The organism is Pantoea sp. S18, from assembly GCF_045689705.1.
Classification (GTDB): domain Bacteria; phylum Pseudomonadota; class Gammaproteobacteria; order Enterobacterales; family Enterobacteriaceae; genus Pantoea; species Pantoea symbiotica.
This window is the reverse complement of sequence record NZ_CP142688.1, coordinates 3,623,919-3,641,785: the sequence shown is the minus strand read 5'-3', so window position 1 is coordinate 3,641,785 and position 17,867 is coordinate 3,623,919. Positions and strand designations below refer to the sequence as shown.

At 56.3% G+C, this 17,867-nt stretch carries 13 protein-coding genes and 1 pseudogene; 11 read left to right on the top strand and 3 right to left on the bottom strand.

Annotated features, from left to right (window positions below; all coding sequences use genetic code 11):
* Positions 1 to 30: 30 nt before the first annotated feature.
* A pseudogene (locus VIJ98_RS16860) lies at positions 31 to 1,743 on the bottom strand (FHIPEP family type III secretion protein); the annotation flags it as partial.
* Here VIJ98_RS16860 and VIJ98_RS16855 point away from each other — a divergent pair.
* The 6 genes from VIJ98_RS16855 (at position 1,736) to VIJ98_RS16830 (ending at position 7,493) form a co-directional block, all read left to right on the top strand.
* Positions 1,736 to 2,617, top strand: coding sequence for a flagellar motor protein MotB (locus tag VIJ98_RS16855; RefSeq protein WP_238541696.1), 882 nt, complete (start codon positions 1,736 to 1,738; stop codon positions 2,615 to 2,617). The pseudogene VIJ98_RS16860 and the gene VIJ98_RS16855 sit on opposite strands and share 8 nt — an antisense overlap.
* Positions 2,618 to 2,886: 269 nt before the next feature.
* Positions 2,887 to 3,501 (top strand): cupin domain-containing protein, encoded by a 615-nt coding sequence (locus VIJ98_RS16850; RefSeq protein WP_154155147.1) that lies wholly within the window; start codon positions 2,887 to 2,889, stop codon positions 3,499 to 3,501.
* 110 nt (positions 3,502 to 3,611) lie between these two features.
* A complete protein-coding gene (locus VIJ98_RS16845; RefSeq protein ID WP_008103320.1) occupies positions 3,612 to 5,051 on the top strand; it encodes a circularly permuted type 2 ATP-grasp protein in 1,440 nt (479 codons plus the stop codon).
* Positions 5,045 to 5,974 (top strand): alpha-E domain-containing protein, encoded by a 930-nt coding sequence (locus tag VIJ98_RS16840; RefSeq protein WP_008103318.1) that lies wholly within the window; start codon positions 5,045 to 5,047, stop codon positions 5,972 to 5,974. Before VIJ98_RS16845 ends, VIJ98_RS16840 begins: the two co-directional genes overlap by 7 nt.
* Positions 5,971 to 6,771, top strand: a complete 801-nt coding sequence (locus VIJ98_RS16835; RefSeq protein ID WP_008103316.1) for a transglutaminase family protein — start codon at positions 5,971 to 5,973, stop codon at positions 6,769 to 6,771. Before VIJ98_RS16840 ends, VIJ98_RS16835 begins: the two co-directional genes overlap by 4 nt.
* A 17-nt stretch (positions 6,772 to 6,788) precedes the next feature.
* Positions 6,789 to 7,493, top strand: a complete 705-nt coding sequence (locus VIJ98_RS16830; protein ID WP_323275126.1) for a proteasome-type protease — start codon at positions 6,789 to 6,791, stop codon at positions 7,491 to 7,493.
* Between the two features lie 34 nt (positions 7,494 to 7,527).
* Here VIJ98_RS16830 and VIJ98_RS16825 read toward each other — a convergent pair whose 3' ends face one another.
* Positions 7,528 to 8,148 carry a response regulator transcription factor gene (locus VIJ98_RS16825; protein WP_008103313.1) on the bottom strand — a complete coding sequence of 207 codons (621 nt, stop codon included), beginning with the start codon at positions 8,146 to 8,148 and terminating at the stop codon, positions 7,528 to 7,530.
* 272 nt (positions 8,149 to 8,420) lie between these two features.
* Here VIJ98_RS16825 and VIJ98_RS16820 point away from each other — a divergent pair, with 272 nt between their 5' ends.
* The 5 genes from VIJ98_RS16820 (at position 8,421) to VIJ98_RS16800 (ending at position 17,130) form a co-directional block, all read left to right on the top strand.
* Positions 8,421 to 10,121, top strand: coding sequence for a lysophospholipid acyltransferase family protein (locus VIJ98_RS16820; protein WP_258145207.1), 1,701 nt, complete (start codon positions 8,421 to 8,423; stop codon positions 10,119 to 10,121).
* Positions 10,122 to 10,263: 142 nt separating this feature from the next.
* Positions 10,264 to 11,331: an ABC transporter ATP-binding protein gene (locus VIJ98_RS16815; RefSeq protein WP_323275123.1), complete on the top strand. Its 1,068-nt coding sequence runs from the start codon at positions 10,264 to 10,266 to the stop codon at positions 11,329 to 11,331.
* Positions 11,332 to 11,355: 24 nt separating this feature from the next.
* Positions 11,356 to 12,345, top strand: a complete 990-nt coding sequence (locus tag VIJ98_RS16810) for an ABC transporter substrate-binding protein (protein ID WP_323275122.1) — start codon at positions 11,356 to 11,358, stop codon at positions 12,343 to 12,345.
* A 2-nt stretch (positions 12,346 to 12,347) separates the two neighbouring features.
* Complete coding sequence (locus tag VIJ98_RS16805) at positions 12,348 to 14,084, top strand: iron ABC transporter permease (protein WP_323275121.1); 1,737 nt, start codon at positions 12,348 to 12,350, stop codon at positions 14,082 to 14,084.
* 202 nt (positions 14,085 to 14,286) lie between these two features.
* Positions 14,287 to 17,130 (top strand): EAL domain-containing protein, encoded by a 2,844-nt coding sequence (locus VIJ98_RS16800; RefSeq protein ID WP_323275119.1) that lies wholly within the window; start codon positions 14,287 to 14,289, stop codon positions 17,128 to 17,130.
* Positions 17,131 to 17,230: 100 nt separating this feature from the next.
* Here the strand turns inward: VIJ98_RS16800 and ftnA are convergent, their stop codons facing one another.
* The gene (gene ftnA, locus VIJ98_RS16795; RefSeq protein ID WP_008103301.1) at positions 17,231 to 17,737 is read right to left on the bottom strand and encodes a non-heme ferritin; all 507 of its coding nucleotides are present in this window, start codon (positions 17,735 to 17,737) and stop codon (positions 17,231 to 17,233) included.
* Between the last annotated feature and the right edge of the window lie 130 nt (positions 17,738 to 17,867).

Genomic DNA, 17,867 nt, shown 5'->3' with positions numbered 1-17,867 from the left:
TGACCGAAAAATGCAACGGTCAGGCATTTACTAACTTACTTGCCCCACAATCTGCAAATTCGCATCATCCGGAACTTCGTTATACGACAGCACATTCAGCCCGTTTGCAAACAGACGTGCGTAGCGCGCAATCAGCGGACGCAGCTGCGGCGTTACCAACAACACCTGCGTCAGGTTCTGCGCTTTCAGCTGCTCCATCATCACCGGCAGCGTGCTTTGTAGCTGCGTCAGGATATTCGGATCCACCGGGAAGCTATCCAGCGCCACTTTGCCGGCTTGCTGCGCCTGATTCAGCGCCGCCAGCAGCAGGTTCTCAAGACTGTTCTCCAGCGTATACGCCGACAACGGTTTATTGTCTGGCGCAATCGCCGCCACCATCGCACGGCGCAAGGCGAAGCGCACATCGGAAGAGAGCAGGATCGGATCTTTGGTGATCGACGCGCTTTCCAGCAAGGTGGTGGCGATGGTGGTGATGTCTTTCAGCGACACCTGATCATTGAGCAGTAAGCGATAGACTTTCAGCTGCAAACTGTAATTCACTGCCGCATTAAGATCGTCGGACAGTTTTGGTGCCACGCTCGCCAATCTTTGATGCAGCTGCGTGATGTCGTCATAATTGAACAACTCTGGCAGATTCTCGCGCACCACTTTATTGACATGCGTTGCTACCACGCTGGCGCAATCCACTACCTGATAACCCAGATTAAGCGCCTTCGCCTTCTGCTCGGGTAAAATCCACGTCACCGTCATGTTGTAAGCCGGATCAATATCCAGCACGCCATCGATCTCGCCATACTGTTCAGGCGTGGGGATCGCCATCAGGCGATCGGCATGCACTTCACCCACAGCGGTACGTACACCGTTGATCTTTATTGCATACTGCGCGGGCTTGAGATGAAAATCCTCACGCAGGGCGATCTCCGGCAGCAGCACGCCGCTGGTTTCAGACACCACTTGCCGCACGCCGCGCATCCGTTGAGTCAGCGGCGCACCTTTACCTTTATCCACCAACGTCACCAGCTTATAGCCGAGATTCAGGCCAATGGGCTCCACCATCGGAATATTATCCCAGCCAATTGCCAGCTGATCTTCCGGTTGCGCCAGCGCCTGCTGGATGGCATCCATGTCGTTGTGATCTTTGGTCGGTGCTTTTATTCCACGGCCCTGACGCCAGGCGGAGAACAGCAGCAGACCGGCGAACAGCAGAAACACCGTATGTGGCATGCCAGGCACGATGGCCAGCACAAACATGACGGCTGCTGCGGTATAAAGCGTTCCCGGCTTTGCCAGCAGCTGAGACTTAATGTCATCGCCCATGTCCGCACCATCGCTGATGCGCGTAACGATAATCGCCGCCGCAGTTGAAAGCAGTAACGATGGAATCTGCGCGACTAAACCATCACCAATGGTCAGCAACACATACTGTTCAAACGCTTGTCCTGCCGGCAAACCGTGCTTGAACACACCAATCAAAATACCGCCAATCACGTTGATCAGCAGGATCATGATCCCGGCGATGGCATCACCACGCACGAACTTAGATGCGCCATCCATTGCCCCGTAGAAGTCGGCCTCGTTCGCCACATCTTTACGGCGCAGGCCGGCCTGTTCCTGATTGAGTAAGCCGGCATTGAGATCGGCATCGATCGCCATCTGCTTGCCGAGCAACGCATCCAACGTAAAGCGCGCTGATACTTCCGAGATACGCTCTGCGCCTTTGGTCACCACCACGAAGTTGATCATCAAACGTGCCGCTAAGAGGGCGAATCACAGCCATCACGGTGGCGCGTGGAAAGTTGCTTTTGCCGACTTCACCCTGGCGATGATGGCGCTGTTTATGGTGCTGTGGATTACCGCGTCGGTGAGTGTCGAAGAGCGTAAAGAGATCGTCGCCCAATTGAATGGTGCATCAATTTTTGATGGCGCGGCGTTCAACCCGTTTGAGCAACACGGCGGCAAGAGTGATGCGCTGATTGGCGACACGCTGGAACTAAGCAAAGCGGAAGAAACCGCCAAAGCCGGTGAAATGCTGCAATCGGGCGGCAAACCACAGGAACATCTCGATAGCGTGCTGTCACGCTCCGATGCTGAGCTGGCGAAACTGTACCAGCAGATTCAACACATCATCAAAAGCTATAACGCCCAGGATGTACTGTCGCTGGAAACCCTGCCGCAAGGCCTGCGCATCCTGGTGCAGGACGATCAGTCGCGCATGATGTTTCCACGCGGTAGTGCGGTGTTGACGCCTTATTTCCAGAAATTGCTGACCGAACTCGGCCCGGTATTTAACCGCATCGATAACAAAATCATGATCAGCGGGCATACCGATGCCGCGCAATACAGCGGCAATGCCGCCTACAACAACTGGAATCTGTCCGGCGATCGCGCACTGGCGGCGCGCCGCGCGCTGGAGCGTGGTGGGCTGGAGAGTGAGCGCGTGTTGCAGGTTAATGCAATGGCCTCACGTATGCCGCTGGATAGAGAAGATGCGATGAGTGCGCGTAATCGCCGTATCGAAATTCTGGTGTTAACCGATGCCGCTGCAGAAACCTTATTCCAATTTTATGGCCGCGAAGGGGAGAACGTTGTGAAACCCATCGCTGAGCGCCTGCGATAACCTGTCAGTGCCTTTGAATCGCTTTTTTTGATTCGACCGGTGGCGAAATCCACCGGTTTTTTTTCGTTTAAAATTTATACGGCGATCCATCGTAGGGTCGCCATTAATGGCGACCATCAATCCCCCGCACGCGATGTTAATAATGTTGCCAATAAATTTGACTTTAGTTAGCTAAATCATTCTTTTTTGTGAATTTTGTCGCCGGGAGCACATTGCAATGCCGCTTTGGTAAGCCACAATTAAGCATCGTGATTAACCGGAGAAAGAGTATGACTGCCAACCACTCCAGCCTGCTGTTACTGATGTCTTTCGCCGCCGGCACCTTTTCTGCTGGATCCTCCAGCAATCCGCAACATTTGATGCTGTCGCTGCCGTCCGGCGGCGTGCCTAATAATCCGCTACCGCTAATTATCTGGCCCGGCATCGTGCCGTATGACGCTGAAAATCCAACCGAAGACAGCGCGGCTTGGTTTGAAACCACCTTTACCCGCAACGGTTGGCCCGCCGCGTGGCGTGCGCCGATCTTCCCGTATACGCATTACCATCCGAACACCCATGAAGTGCTGGGCGTGGCTGCCGGTTGGGCGGAAGTGCTATTTGGAGGCGACAGCGGTCGCATGGTGACGCTGCGTGAAGGCGATGCGGTGCTGATCCCCGCAGGCGTCGGCCACAAACAGGTATTTGCCTCAGAGGATTTTTTCACCGTAGGCGCCTATCCTGAAGGCATGTCCCCGGAAACCGTGCGTGATGAGCCGTCGCGTTTACGTGCGTCGAAGGAGAAAATCCAGCATGTTCCACTGCCGCACCGCGATCCCTTTACCGGTGGCGAAGGCGCGATGACGGAGATCTGGCTGCCAATCGCGCAGCAGCTGATGCACCAGTAAAGTGCAAAACAGCCATTTCCATCTACGCGGCGCGTGTGCCATGCCGGGGGCAAGCCTCTGGCACAGTTTGTGCAGGAGAGAAATATCTCTAGACAAGCGCCGGGTAAATCATGAAAGAAAGCTATCAGATAGCATCGCACTTCTATGATGAGATGTTGCTGAGCGATGGCCAACACCGCGCTCACTACCAGCAATACTGGGAATGGTTACAACAGGCGGACAAAGAGGCAGTGGCGCGCAAGCGCGAAGAGGCGGAACTGCTGTTTCATCGAGTCGGTATTACTTTCAACGTTTACGGTGATGATGGCGGCGCGGAACGTTTAATTCCTTTCGACAGCGTGCCGCGCATTATTCCTGCCAGCGAGTGGGCAATGCTCGATCGCGGCATTCGCCAGCGCGTGCAGGCCCTCAACGCCTTCCTGCACGACATCTATCATCAGCAACTGATCCTCAAAGCCGGCATCGTGCCTGCCGAACAGGTGCTGGTGAACGATCAATATCAGCCCTGTATGCAAGGCGTCGATTTGCATCGCAATATCTACGCGCACATTGTCGGCGTGGATATGGTGCGCAATAACGATGGCGAATATTACGTGCTGGAGGACAATCTGCGCACGCCGTCTGGCGTCTCCTACATGCTGGAGAACCGCAAGATGATGATGCGCCTCTATCCGGAGTTGTTCGCCGGACAGCACATCGCGCCGGTTGAGCGTTATCCCTCGCATCTGCTGCAAACCTTGCGGGAAAGTTCGCCGGTCAACGATCCGGTGGTGGTAGTACTGACGCCGGGCCGCTTTAACAGCGCCTATTTTGAGCACAGCTTCCTCGCACAGCAGATGGGGGTTGAGCTGGTGGAGAGCGCCGATCTGTTTGTGAAAGACGGCGCAGTGATGATGCGCACCACCGCCGGGCCGTGCAAAGTCGATGTGATCTATCGTCGCGTGGATGATGCCTTCCTCGATCCACTGGCGTTCCGCCCGGATTCGATGCTCGGCGTGCCGGGCTTATTATCGGTGTATCGATCCGGCAACGTGGTGCTGGCGAACGCGATCGGTACCGGCGTCGCCGATGACAAATCGATCTACCCGTATGTGCCGGACATGATCCGCTTCTACCTCGACGAGGATCCGATCCTCAATAACGTGCCGACCTGGCAATGCCGCAAACCGCAGGATCTCACCTATGTGCTGGCCAACCTGGCGAAAATGGTGGTGAAAGAGGTACACGGCGCTGGCGGTTACGGCATGTTGATTGGGCCGGTGGCGAGCCAGCAGGAGCTGAGTGATTTCCGCGATCGCCTCAAAGCGCGGCCAGAAAACTACATCGCGCAGGACACGCTGTCGCTCTCGACTTGCCCGACTTTTATCGACAACGGCCTCGCGCCACGCCATATCGATCTGCGTCCGTTTGCGCTGTGCGGCGCGGATATTCGTCTGGTGCCCGGCGGCTTAACCCGCGTGGCGCTGAACGAAGGTTCGCTGGTGGTGAACTCGTCGCAGGGCGGCGGCACCAAGGACACGTGGGTTCTGGAGGATGACGCATCATGCTAAGCCGCACGGCCAGTGGCCTTTATTGGATGGCGCGCTATCTCGAACGCGCAGAACAACTCGCACGCGTGTTGGACGTGACCAACCGTTTGTCATTAATGCCGGTTCGCGGTAGCCAGGGCGATGAGCTGCTGCTGCCGCTCAATCTCACCGGCACACGGGAACTGTTTGAAACCCTGAATGGCCGCTTCACCATGCCGCAGCTGTTCAACTTCTTCGCCCTCGACGACCGCAATCCGTGCAGCATTTTTAGCTGCTGGCAGGAGGCGTGGAACAACGCGCATGCGGTGCGCGGCAGTTTGTCGTCGGAAGTGTGGGAGAGCATCAACTCGACGTGGATTGAGATGCGCAACACGCGGCGGCGCGGCATTACCAGCGCTAACGCCGACACCTTTTTCGATTGGGTGAAAGAGCGCTCGCACCTTTTTCGTGGCGCGATGTTCGGCACCTTGCTGCGCGGCGATGCGATGAGTTTTATCCGTATCGGCACCTTGATGGAGCGCAGCGACGGCACCGCGCGTTTGCTGAGCGTGAATCAGCAATTGCTGGAGCAGCAGTCGGATTCGGTACGCGAGTATTATTGCCTCGACACCTTATTGCGCGCGGTATCGGCGCGTGAAGCTTACAACGCCATCTTCAAGCAGCAGCTGTTGCCCGATCTGGTCAATGAGATGCTGATCCTGCGCAGCGAAAGTCCGCGATCGCTGCACTCCTGTATTGATGAGATCGCCACGCAGTTAGAGAACATCGGCAGCAGCGGCGAAGATCGCCCGCGCTATTTGATCACCGTGCTGCTGGCCGAGATGCGCTTCAGTACCTGGGAAAGCCTGACTCAGGAAGGCTTATATCACTGGCTCAATGAATTCCTGACGCGCCTGAATGCGCTGGCAGACAGCATTAATCACACCTATCTGGAGGCGAAATGAGACTGAACATCGAGCATAAAACCCGTTACGCCTACGAGCATCAGGTGACACTCAGCACCCAATATCTGCGCCTGACGCCGCAAAATTCGGTGCATCAGCAGATAATCTCGTGGGATCTCGAGCTGCCGTGTGAAGCCACCTGCACGCAGGATGCGTACGGCAATGTAATGCATGTGCTGACGCTGGATACGCCGCATCAGCAGTTGGATATCGCCGCGCGCGGCGTGGTGGAGATCCTTGATGATGGCGAATGGGCGCCCGATCCTGAATCGTTATTGTCGCCGTTGGTGTTTCTGCGCTCATCGCCGCTGACGCAGCCTGACGGTGAAATCCGTGAGTTCGCCAAGCGCTACTGGCGACCGGAAAAACCGCTGGCTAGCCTGGAAAAACTCATGGATGAACTGCTGCTGAAGATGCCGTATCGTCCCGGTAGCACCTTGGTTACTGATGCCGCCACGAAAGTATTTGCCGCCGGCAGTGGCGTTTGCCAGGATCACAGTCACGTGTTTCTCGCCTGCTGTCGTAGTTTAGGGATTCCGGCGCGCTATGTAAGCGGCTATCTCTATACTGAAAACGTTGAGCACGTCGCCACTCACGCCTGGGTTGAAGCCTGGCTGGATGGCAGTTGGCACAGCTTTGATATCACCAATAATACCCGCAGCACGCGCCAGCATTTACGCCTGGCGGTCGGCGTGGATTATCTCGATGCGTGTCCGGTGCGCGGTATGCGACTGGGCGGCGGCGGTGAAGATATGCTGGCGGTGGCTGCGGTGCTTCAGGTGCATGCGCAGCAGTAATCAGAACAGGCGTGACTATGACTTATTGTGTGGCAATGCGTTTATCGTCAGGGATGATTTTTGTATCCGATTCACGCACCAATGCGGGCGTCGATCATATTTCCTCGTTCCGCAAATTGCATGTGTTTCAGGTCGATGATGAACGCACGCTGGTGCTGCAAAGTGCCGGCAATCTGGCCACCACGCAGAGCGTGCTGAGCCTGCTGCGACGCAACAACGGCGATAACGATCAACCGAATTTGCTGAATGGACGATCGCTGTATGACATTGCGCTGATGGTGGGCGAAACGCTGCGCGAGGTGATCAAGCGCGATGGCGAAGAGTTTGGCGGCACGCTGCTGCTGGGCGGGCAGATTCGCGGCGAAGAGCCGAGACTGTTCCAGATCTACCCGCAGGGCAACTTCATCGAAGCCAGTGTGGATACGCCTTATTTTCAGATTGGTGAAAGCAAGTACGGTAAACCGATTATTGACCGCGTGCTGCGTTACGAAACGCCGCTGAGTCAGGCGATGCAGTGCGCGTTGATTTCGATGGATTCGACGCTGGCGAGTAATATTTCGGTGGGCTTGCCGCTGGATGTGATGGTCTATCGCACCGACAGTTTCAGTGACAGCGAGCAATATCACATCACCGAACATCATCCCTATTTTTCACAAATTCGTCAGCTGTGGAGTAAAGGCCTGTTGAGTGTCTTTTCACAGCTGCCGCCGTTAAAGCTCTAATCAGTAGGGTCGCCATTAATGGCGACCTGCCCATTCACACCAACTCATTCATCTTCGCAGTCATATTAATTCCGCTAATCCCTTTCAATCCTAATTTGCGCAGGATTTTTATTTTATAGGTACTCACAGTTTTACTACTCAACTGCAATTGTGAAGCAATCTCTTTATTACTCATTCCCGACGCGAGTTTGACTAAAACAATCAATTCACGTCGCGTCAGGCTCATCAATTTCTCGCTTTCAATCAATTCGCCGGCATCAGCAGCGGCATGGGTTACGGGATAAAAACGTTTGCCGTGTTCCACTTCTTTTATTGCGGTAATCAGCGTGTCTAAATTCCCGCGCTTGTAGACATAACCTTCAACGCCTAATTGCAAGCAACATCGTTGATAAAAAAGGCTTTCTGACGCAGTGAATACGATGATTTTCTGTTCTGGCATCGCGCGCTTGATATCCGCAATCAGCGGAATACCGGCACGACCGGGCATGGTGAGATCAAGCAGTAAAACGTCCGGACGCATTTGGTGTAACTCGGTAATCAGTAAATCTCCTTTCTGCGCAATACCGACAATTGCATAGTGATAAGAATCTAATAGTGCCTGAATACCCGCACAGATTAGCGGATGGTCATCAACAATAAATACCGAATGAATCATATGTGTAGCCCAGAAAAAAAAAGAAAAAACCCAAGGGTTAAAACACTCATAAAAAACACAACCAGAGGTGTGACCAGATTAATTCACGGGGCTTAACATTAAGATTTAAGCCATGTCTTGATTTTCTCCTTTTAAGATCAATCGATGGTTTTTATGCGTTAGAACAATGCACCTTGCTGATTTATCCATTCTTACTGGGCGGCAGTCATAAATCTGAAAACAAGCCGTTTTAACGTCGAGGCGATAAACCGCTGCGCATAAAAAGGTGAATGATGTTTTCAGTTGATCAGCTTCTCGATACTTACTGGCCTGGCCATCAACCGGCGAACTGGCAGAAAAGAGCCCTGAAATGGGCGGTTCGTGAACATGAATTCCAGGCATTTGCCGCCCGCTATCGCCACCTCAAAGGCGTGGATATGGTGGAGCAAGTGCTGGAGCATCTGGATGTACGTTGTGAACTGAGCGAACGTGATTTGGAGCAGATCCCAACGCGTGGGCCGGTGGTGATTGTTGCTAATCATCCGCTCGGTGCGCTGGATGGCCTGGCGCTGCTGGCGGCGGTTTCGCAGGTGCGGCGCGATGTGAAAATTGTTGCCAACCGCATGCTGATGATGCTGGAACCGATCAACAACATGATGCTGCCGGTGGATAACATGGGCAACCGCACCAGCCGCGAACAGCTGACGCACATGCAGCAGCATCTCGATAATCAGGGCGTGCTGATCATCTTCCCAGCGGGCGAAGTGTCGCGGCTTTCCAGCCGTGGCGTGCGCGATCGTCACTGGCATCACAGCTTTTTACGCCTTGCCGCCCGCGCTCGCGCGCCAATCGTGCCGGTGCATGTGGTGGGGCGCAACAGTCTGGCGTTCTACGCCGCCGCTAAAATTGCCTCGCCGCTGGCATTACTGATGCTGGTGCGCGAAATGTTTCGCCAGCGCGGTTCGCGCATCAAGCTGCACATTGGCGAGCAGATTCCGTTTGCCAACTGGCATGATGGCCACACGCCCGGCAAAGAGCTGGCGAAGCGGCTGCGCAAACATCTGTATCGCATTGGACAAGGGCGGCGTGGCCTGTTCCAGACCGAAGCGGCGATTGCGCGACCGGAAGATCGCGCCGAGCTGAAAAAAGCGCTGATGGAGAGCGAGCGACTCGGCACGCTGCCGGATGGCAAGCAGATCTACCTGTGGCGACGTAACGGTGCCAGTTGGGTGCCGTTGCTGCGTGAGCTTGGACGTTTACGTGAAGTGGCGTTCCGCGCAGTGGGCGAGGGCAGCGGCCGTCGTCGCGACCTCGACAAATACGATGACGATTACTATCACCTGATTCTGTGGGATGACGATGCGCTGGAGATCGTCGGTGCCTATCGCTTTATTCCCGGCGCTGAGCAGCTGGAGCGCCGTGGGCTGGAAGGTATTTATAGCGATAGCCTGTTCCACTACGACGAGCGCATGTTGCCGATCATCAATCAAGGTCTGGAGCTGGGCCGCAGTTTTATTCAGCCCGCTTATTGGGGTAAACGCGGCCTCGATTATCTGTGGATGGGCATTGGTGCCTACATCGCCAGGTATCCGGAAACCCGCTATCTGTTTGGTCCGGTCTCGATCTCGGGCGGCATGCCGCTGGCGGCGCGCGATCTGCTGGTGGCGTTCTATCGCATGTATTTCCCCACCGAACTGCCGCTGGCCACCTCACGCCGCCCTTATCCAGCCTCGCTGCCGGAAGTGCTGGCGCAGTTCACCGGCGATAACTACAGCGAAGATTTACGGCGGTTGAAGCATCTGCTGGCGAACCTCGGCACCGCCATTCCGACGCTTTACAAGCAATATTCCGAGGTGTGCGAGCCGGGCGGCGTGCAGTTTATCGATTTCGGCAGCGATCCAGATTTCAATAACTGTATCGATGGTTTGGTGCTAGTGGATCTGACGCGAGTGAAGCCCGCGCGTTATGAGCGCTATATCGGCATGCACCTTTGAATCGGTCGCCATGAATGGCGACCCTACGACGGGATACCAGCATTTGTAGGGTCGCCATTTATGGCGACCTGGCCCAATGTCATGGAATCGTCATCACAGTGTCGTAGGGTCTTAGCCGGACTGTTAGCGAAAGGCCAGAAACATGGCATCAATCACACTGCGCGGGCTGCGCAAATCCTTTGCGGCGCAGCCGGTATTGCAAGACATCTCGCTGCAGATTGCGCAGGGAGAATTCATCGCCGTATTGGGGCCGTCGGGCTGCGGCAAAACCACCTTGCTGCGCCTGCTGGCCGGATTTGAAACCGCCGATGCCGGAGAAATCCACGTTGGCGACCGCTGCTTCGCCGCGCCGGGCGTGCATTTGCCGCCGGAAGATCGCCAGCTTGGCGTGGTATTCCAGAGCTACGCACTGTGGCCGCATATGACGGTGGCGGAAAATGTCTCCTACAGCCTGAAAGTCAACGGCGTCGCGCGTGCCGAACGCGAGCGCCGCACGCAGCAGGCGCTGGAGCTGGTGGGACTGGAAGCGTTCGCCGCACGTCGTCCTGCCGATCTCTCCGGCGGCCAGCGTCAGCGTGTGGCGCTGGCGCGTTGTTTAGTGGCGCAGCCAACACTGGTTTTGCTCGATGAGCCGCTCGCCAACCTTGATGTCCACCTGCGCGCCACCATGGAAGAGGAGTTTCGCCGCTTCCATCATCACAGCCGCGCCACCTTGCTCTACATCACCCACGATCAGCATGAAGCGATGGCGCTGGCCGATCGCATCGTGGTGATGGATGCCGGCCGCGTGATGCAGTTCGCCACGCCGCAAACGCTGTGGCGCGAACCGGCGAATGCCATGGTCGCGCGCTTTATTGATGACGGCAAAGTGCTGCCGATCAGCGATATCGAACCGCTCGGCGATGGCCGCGCCTTTGCCACGCTGTGCGGCCTGCGCGTGCCGTTACGCTGCGCGCCGCATCAGCGCCCGCAGCCACAGGCGCAAGCCAGTTTTCACGCGGTGGATTTCCACTTAGCCGCGCCGGGCGAACCTCAGTTTGCCGCACGCGTGCAGCGGGTGATTTATCGCGGCGGTCACCATCAACTGAATGTGGTTCCGCTGGATGCGCCGGAATGCAGCATTACGCTGCTGCTGGCCGATCAACCTTTACCCGCTGTCGACGCCACTGTCGGTGTGGCGCTGCGCGACGGCTGGATTCTTCCTTCTTAACTCTTAAACCTTCAGGGAAATGCTATGCGTACGTCGTTCAACGTGTTGATGTTAGCCAGTGGATTATTCGTTTCTGCTGCCAGCCTTGCCGATGAGGCGCCAGCGGGAAAATTGGTGGTTTATACCTCGCAGGCACCGGAAATTGCCCAGCAAACCATGGATGCCTTTAAAGTCGCCTATCCCAATGTGCAGGTCGAGTGGACGCGCAACGGCACCACGCAGTTAATGAACGTGCTGCGCACCGAAATGATGAGCGGCGAAGCTAAGCCGGATGTGCTGCTGATTGCCGACGCCATCAACCTTGGCGCGCTGAAAAACGAAAATCATCTTTATAGCTACAGCGATGCGCCACTCAGCCACATCAATCCGTCGTTCTACGATAAAGACAAAACCTTCTTTGGCACTAAAATCATCGCCACGGTGATTGCTTACAACACTCAGCACGCGCAGCCGATTGATAGCTGGAACGCGCTGGCGGTGGAAGCCAATAAAGGGCAGATTGCGGTGCCAAGCCCGCTCTACTCCGGCGCGGCGCTCTACAAGCTGCACACCGATATCAACACGCCGTCGATTGGCTGGAGCTTCTATAAGAAGCTGGCGGCCATCGGCGTTGCGCCGCAGGGCGGCAACGGTCCGGCGCTTAAAGCGGTTGCCAGCGGGCTGGATAAGTACGGCATTATCACCGACGCCGACGTGATTCTGGCGAAGAAAAAGGGTTCGCCGGTGGATCTGGTCTATCCGAAAGAGGGCGTTTCTTACGTCACCGAGCCGGTTGCCATCATGAAAACCGCGCACAACTTGCCGGCCGCCAAAGCTTTCGTCAACTTTATGCTGTCCGAGCAAGGCCAGAAGCTGGTGGTCGAGCAGGGCAACCGTCCGGTGGATGATCGCGTCTCAGCACCGGAAGGCTTCACGCCGATCAACAAAATCAAGCTGCTGTCGCCGGACGTGGCGAAAGCGATTAAAGAAGATGCGGCAGTGCGCGATCAGTTCACCGCGCTCTTCGGCGGCTAAGCATGAGCGTGTTGAGCAACGAATGGCGTAGCGCGGCGCGCAAAGCGCCGCGCGTTAACAGCGAACGGCTGATTCTGGCATTGATGGTGCTGCTGATTGGTTTGCTGTCGGTCGCTCCGCTGATGCGGCTGGTGTGGACCGCCATTGCGCCCAACGGCGTGCCGGACATCGCGCGCTTAACGCGTCTGCTGGCGAGCGATCGCGTGTTGATCGCCAGTGGCAATACCTTGCTCATCGCGCTCAGTTCTACCCTGATTTCCGTGGTGCTCGGCACCGCCGCCGCATGGCTGGTGGCGCTCAGCGATCTGCGCGCTAAAACCGCGTGGGTGTTTGCGTTTATCCTGCCGCTGATGATTCCGCCGCAGGTGACTGCGCTGGCCTGGCTGCAGGCGCTGGCACCGAGCAGCCCGCTGGCGCTGCTGTTCGCCACGCTAGGATTGCCGTGGTTTGCGCCCGGCGAGCAGCCGCTTTACTCCTTAACCGGCATTGTGCTGCTGCTCGGCACGCACAATGCGCCGCTGGTGTTTCTCACCGTGCGCGCCGGTTTGCGCCGTTTACCCGCCGATTTGGTGGAAGCGGCGCAGGCCAGCGGGGCGTCTCGCGCACGCATCCTATTCACTATTGTGCTGCCGCTGGCGCGCCCGGCGATCTTTGCCGGAGCCGCGCTGACCTTTGTCGCGGCGGCGGGCAACTTCGGTATTCAGGCGATGCTGGGGATTCCGGCACGCGTGCCCACGCTAATCACGCTGGTGTATCAGCAGCTGAATGGTATTGGCCCGAGCGCGCTGCCGAACACGGCGGTGTATGCGTTATTGATCGCGGTGATCACGCTGGCGGGCATGGCGGCCAGCGCCTGGTTGGGCGGACGCCATGATGTGCGCGTCAACGGCGCGCCGCGTCTGTGGCAGCAATCGCTGGGGCGCGGGCGTGTGGCGATTGAAGGCGTCGCCTGGCTGTGGATGGCGCTGACCTTGCTGCTGCCGCTCAGCGCGCTGCTTATCACCGCGCTCACCAGCGGTTTTGGTCAGGCGCTCAGCTGGCAAACGCTGACGCTGGAGAACTTCCGCGCCGCCTTGTGGGGTTATCCGGCGGTGCGGCACGCGTTTCTCACCAGCCTCGGATTAACTACGCTGGCGGCGCTAATTTTGACGGTTTGCGCGCTGTTTCTTGCCTACTTCCTCAGCTGGCGTCGTACCAAACTGGTGCGCGGTTTGTGGCTGGCGAGTGAACTCACCTATGCGCTGCCGGGCATTGTCACCGGCGTGGCGGCAATGTTGTTCTTCCTGCGTCCGCTGCCGATCGTCAACGTTTCGCTGTATGGCACGGTGTGGATCATCCTCGCCGCCTATCTGGCGAACTTTCTCGCGCTGGTGCTGCGCCCGACGTTGGCCGGATTTGCTCAACTGGAACCGGCACTGGATGAAGCCGCACGCTTGTGCGGCGCCGGTTTTCTGCGCCGCATGCGCGATATTTTACTGCCGCTGGCGGCACCGTCCGCGCTGGCGGGCAGCGTGCTGGTGTTTCTCACCGCGCTGAATGAAATCCAGGTTTCGGTGTTGCTGGTGACCTCGCAAACGCAAACCATCGGACCGACCATCGTGTTTCTCGATGAAGGCGGATCCGCTTCGCTGGCGGCGGCGGTCGGCTGCCTGATGATTGTGGTGGTGTGCTTATTAATGGCGCTGGCGACTCGCCTGACCCGACGCCTGCCGCACGGCATTTTGCCGTGGCAAGCGTAACGGCAGCCTGCCGTCAACGCATGATGATTTATGAAGTATCCCGCTGAACATTTTCTCGCCACTGCCGATAACTTACCTACCAACATTTGTCTGTGGATGAATAGCGCTTGTCAGCGCTGCGTATTTGCGCTTAAGTCTGCACGATAATTAAGAATTTTCTTAATAGTCTCGACGATACCAGGCCAGCAATAGGCGAATAACAATGAATAATAACTCTGACGTCATGTACCGACTTTTGGTACAGAGCGTGGTGGATTACGCCATTTACATGCTCAAACCCGATGGCACCGTGGCGAACTGGAACGCCGGCGCGCAGCGTGCCAAAGGCTACACGCTCGAAGAAATCGTGGGTAAGAATTTTGCGCTGTTTTACAGCGAAGAGGATCGCAAAAACGGCGCGCCGCAGCGCGGGCTGGCGACAGCGATGGCGACCGGGCGCTTCGAAACTGAAGGCTGGCGCTATCGTAAAGATGGCAGCGCGTTTTGGGCGCATGTGGTGATCGACGCCATCCGCGATGAATTTGGTGAGCTGCTGGGCTTCGCCAAAATCACCCGCGATTGCACCGAGCAGCAAGAGCAGCAGCGTAAACAGCGCGAGCAGGAACAGCGTTTCCGCATGCTGGTGGAAGGCGTTAGTGATTACGCCATCTACATGCTCGATTTGGACGGCAACGTTGAAAATTGGAACGTAGGCGCACAGCGCGCAAAAGGCTACGTGGCCGAAGAGATCGTTGGACAGCACTTCTCACGCTTCTACAGCGCGCAGGATCGACTAAACCATATCCCGGAAAAAAATCTCACCACCGCCTTTAAAACCGGCCGTTTCGAAGATGAAGGCTACCGTTACCGCAAAGATGGCAGCGCGTTTTGGGCGCATGTCATCATTGACGCGATCCGCGATGATGCGGGCAAGCTGATCGGTTACGCCAAAATCACCCGCGACTGCACCGAACAGCAGGCGCTGCTGCGTAAACAGCATGAGCAGGAGAAGAATTTCCGCCTGCTGGTGGAGGGGGTGCGCGATTACGCCATTTATATGCTGGATGTGCAGGGCCGCGTAGTGAACTGGAACAACGGGGCGCAACGCGCCAAAGGTTATCTGGCTGACGAGATTGTCGGCCAGCACTTTTCGGTGTTTTACAGTTCAGCGGAACGTAATGCCAACGCGCCCGAAGCCAACCTTGGCATCGCGTTGAAAACCGGCCGTTTCGAAGATGAGGGCTGGCGCTACCGCAAAGATGGATCGGCGTTTTGGGCGCATGTCGTCATTGAGGCAATCCGGGATGAGAGCGGCAAACTGATCGGTTTTGCCAAAATTACCCGCGATATCACTGAACGCCGTGAGAACGAACAGCAGCTGCTGCGCGCGCGCGATCTGGCGCAGTCGCAGAGCGCGAAAATGTCGGAGCTGTCGGGCTTTCTCGACACCATCATCAGCAATATTCCATCGTGCGTGATTGTGGAAGATGCCATCAGCCGTGAAATCCTGATGGTGAATGACAAAGCCGAGCAGCTGTTTGGCGTCAATAAAGCGCTGATCATGCATAAACGCCCGCACGAATGTATGTCGGCGGAGCTGGGCGATTACTTCAACAGTCTGGCGGATGTGGCGCTGCGCAGTGAAGGCATTCACTCACGTGAACAGCTGCTGTTGACGGCGGGCGGCGAGCGTATTTTGCATACGCGTGCCACCACCATCAGCGGCAAAGATATGCGTCAGAACTACGTGATGCTGATTGTCGAGGACGTGACCGATCAGCGCGAAGCCGATGCGCGCATCCGTCATATGGCGCATCACGATAATCTCACCAGCCTGCCGAACCGTGTGCTGTTCCGCCAGAAACTCAGCGAAGCCTTGCGTGTTGATAATCAGAATAACCAGGTCAGCGCCACGCTGTGTCTCGATCTCGATAACTTCAAAAACGTCAACGATGCGCTCGGCCATCAGATTGGTGATGACCTGCTGCGCGTGGTGGCGAAACGCCTGCGCAGCGCGCTGCGCGATCACGATACGCTGGCGCGTATTGGTGGCGACGAGTTTGCCATCGTGTTGCCCAATGTCCGTTCTGCCGATGAAGCGGCGGTGGTGGCGCAGCGGCTGATCGAGGGAATCCGTCCGCCAATTAACGTTGAAGGACATAACCTGTCGGTGGGCTTGAGCGTCGGTATCGCGCTCACCTCGCAAACCACCAACACGCCGGAACATATGCTGCGCTGCGCAGATATGGCGCTGTATGAAGCGAAACGTAATGGCCGCAATCGCTTCGAACACTTCACCATTGAAATGGACGATCAGGCGCGCAGTCGTCGCGTGATTGAGAACGATCTGCGTGATGCGATCTCCGGCCGTCAGCTCAAACTCTATTACCAACCGATCACCGACGAGAAGGGCATCATCGGCTATGAAGCGCTGATGCGCTGGCATCACCCGATTAAAGGGCTGATTATGCCAAACGATTTCATCCCGATCGCCGAAGAGACCGGCTTGATTCATATGCTTGGCGCTTACGCGCTGTACGAAGCCTGCCGCGAAGCGCAAAGCTGGAACACCGAACAATCGGTGTCGGTGAACCTGTCGCCGCTGCAGTTTAAGAACAGCTCGCTGGTATCCGTGGTGGAAGGTGCGCTGCGTGAATCGGGGCTGGCGCCGCATCGGCTGGAAGTGGAGATCACCGAATCGGTGCTGCTGGACGATACGCTCGGTAATATCCGCACATTGCAGAGTTTGAAAACCCTTGGCGTGCAGATTGCGCTGGATGATTTCGGCACCGGCTACTCATCGCTCAGCTATCTGCGCTCGTTCCCGTTCGACAAAATTAAAATCGACAAGTCGTTCATCAACGATATGGGCGATAGCCGCGAGGCACTGGCGATTATCCGCGCCATTACTGGCATGAGCCGCAGCCTCGATATTCAGATCACCGCCGAAGGCGTGGAGAGCGGCGAGCAGTACGCCAAGCTGCGTGAAGAGGGTTGTACGCTGTTCCAGGGGTATTTCTTTGGCCGTCCGCAGCCATCGGAGTTGCGCTTGAAAGAGTTGGAGTAAATACGTTGGTCCCGGTCGCCATAAATGGCGACCCTACAAAGCATAAAAAAACGCCCGACATGTCGGGCGTTCTCTGTTTTGCTGTGTGTAATCTTTATTATTATGCGCCGTGGCCGTCGACAGACATGTGGCCGAGATCTTTATCCACCAGGAACAGGCCTTCGCCTTTGGTGCCGACCATCGCCAGTTTATCCAGCACGGTTTTGAACAGCTTCTCTTCTTCATGCTGCTCGGCAACGTACCACTGCAGGAAGTTGAAGGTCGAGTAATCCTGCGTGGTTAATGCGGTGTGCACCAGCTCGTTGATTTTCTTAGTAATCAGCTGCTCATGCTTCAGCGCTTCTTCCAGCACGTCGTTCAGTGACGTCCAGCTAATGGCCGGTGCAGCAATGCTGCCCAGCACTGGCAGAGCACCGGCATCGCTGACGTAATCAAACAGCTTCTGCATGTGCTGCATCTCTTCGCGAGAATGCATTTTCAGGAATGAAGAGGCGCCTTCATAGCCTTTATCGCTGCACCAGGCGCTCATCTGCAGATACAGGTTGGCAGAGAAGAATTCGAGGTTCAGTTGGTCGTTTAAACGCGAGGTCATTTCAGCAGTTAACATGGCTGAGTCCTTTTTAATTTGTCAGGTGAAGTACGGCGAATTATGCATCAATCTATACTTTTTTGTGAAGGACTTTCCTTAAAAAAGTTGAATTTATCTTATTGATTGTAAATGGAATTATTCCACATGT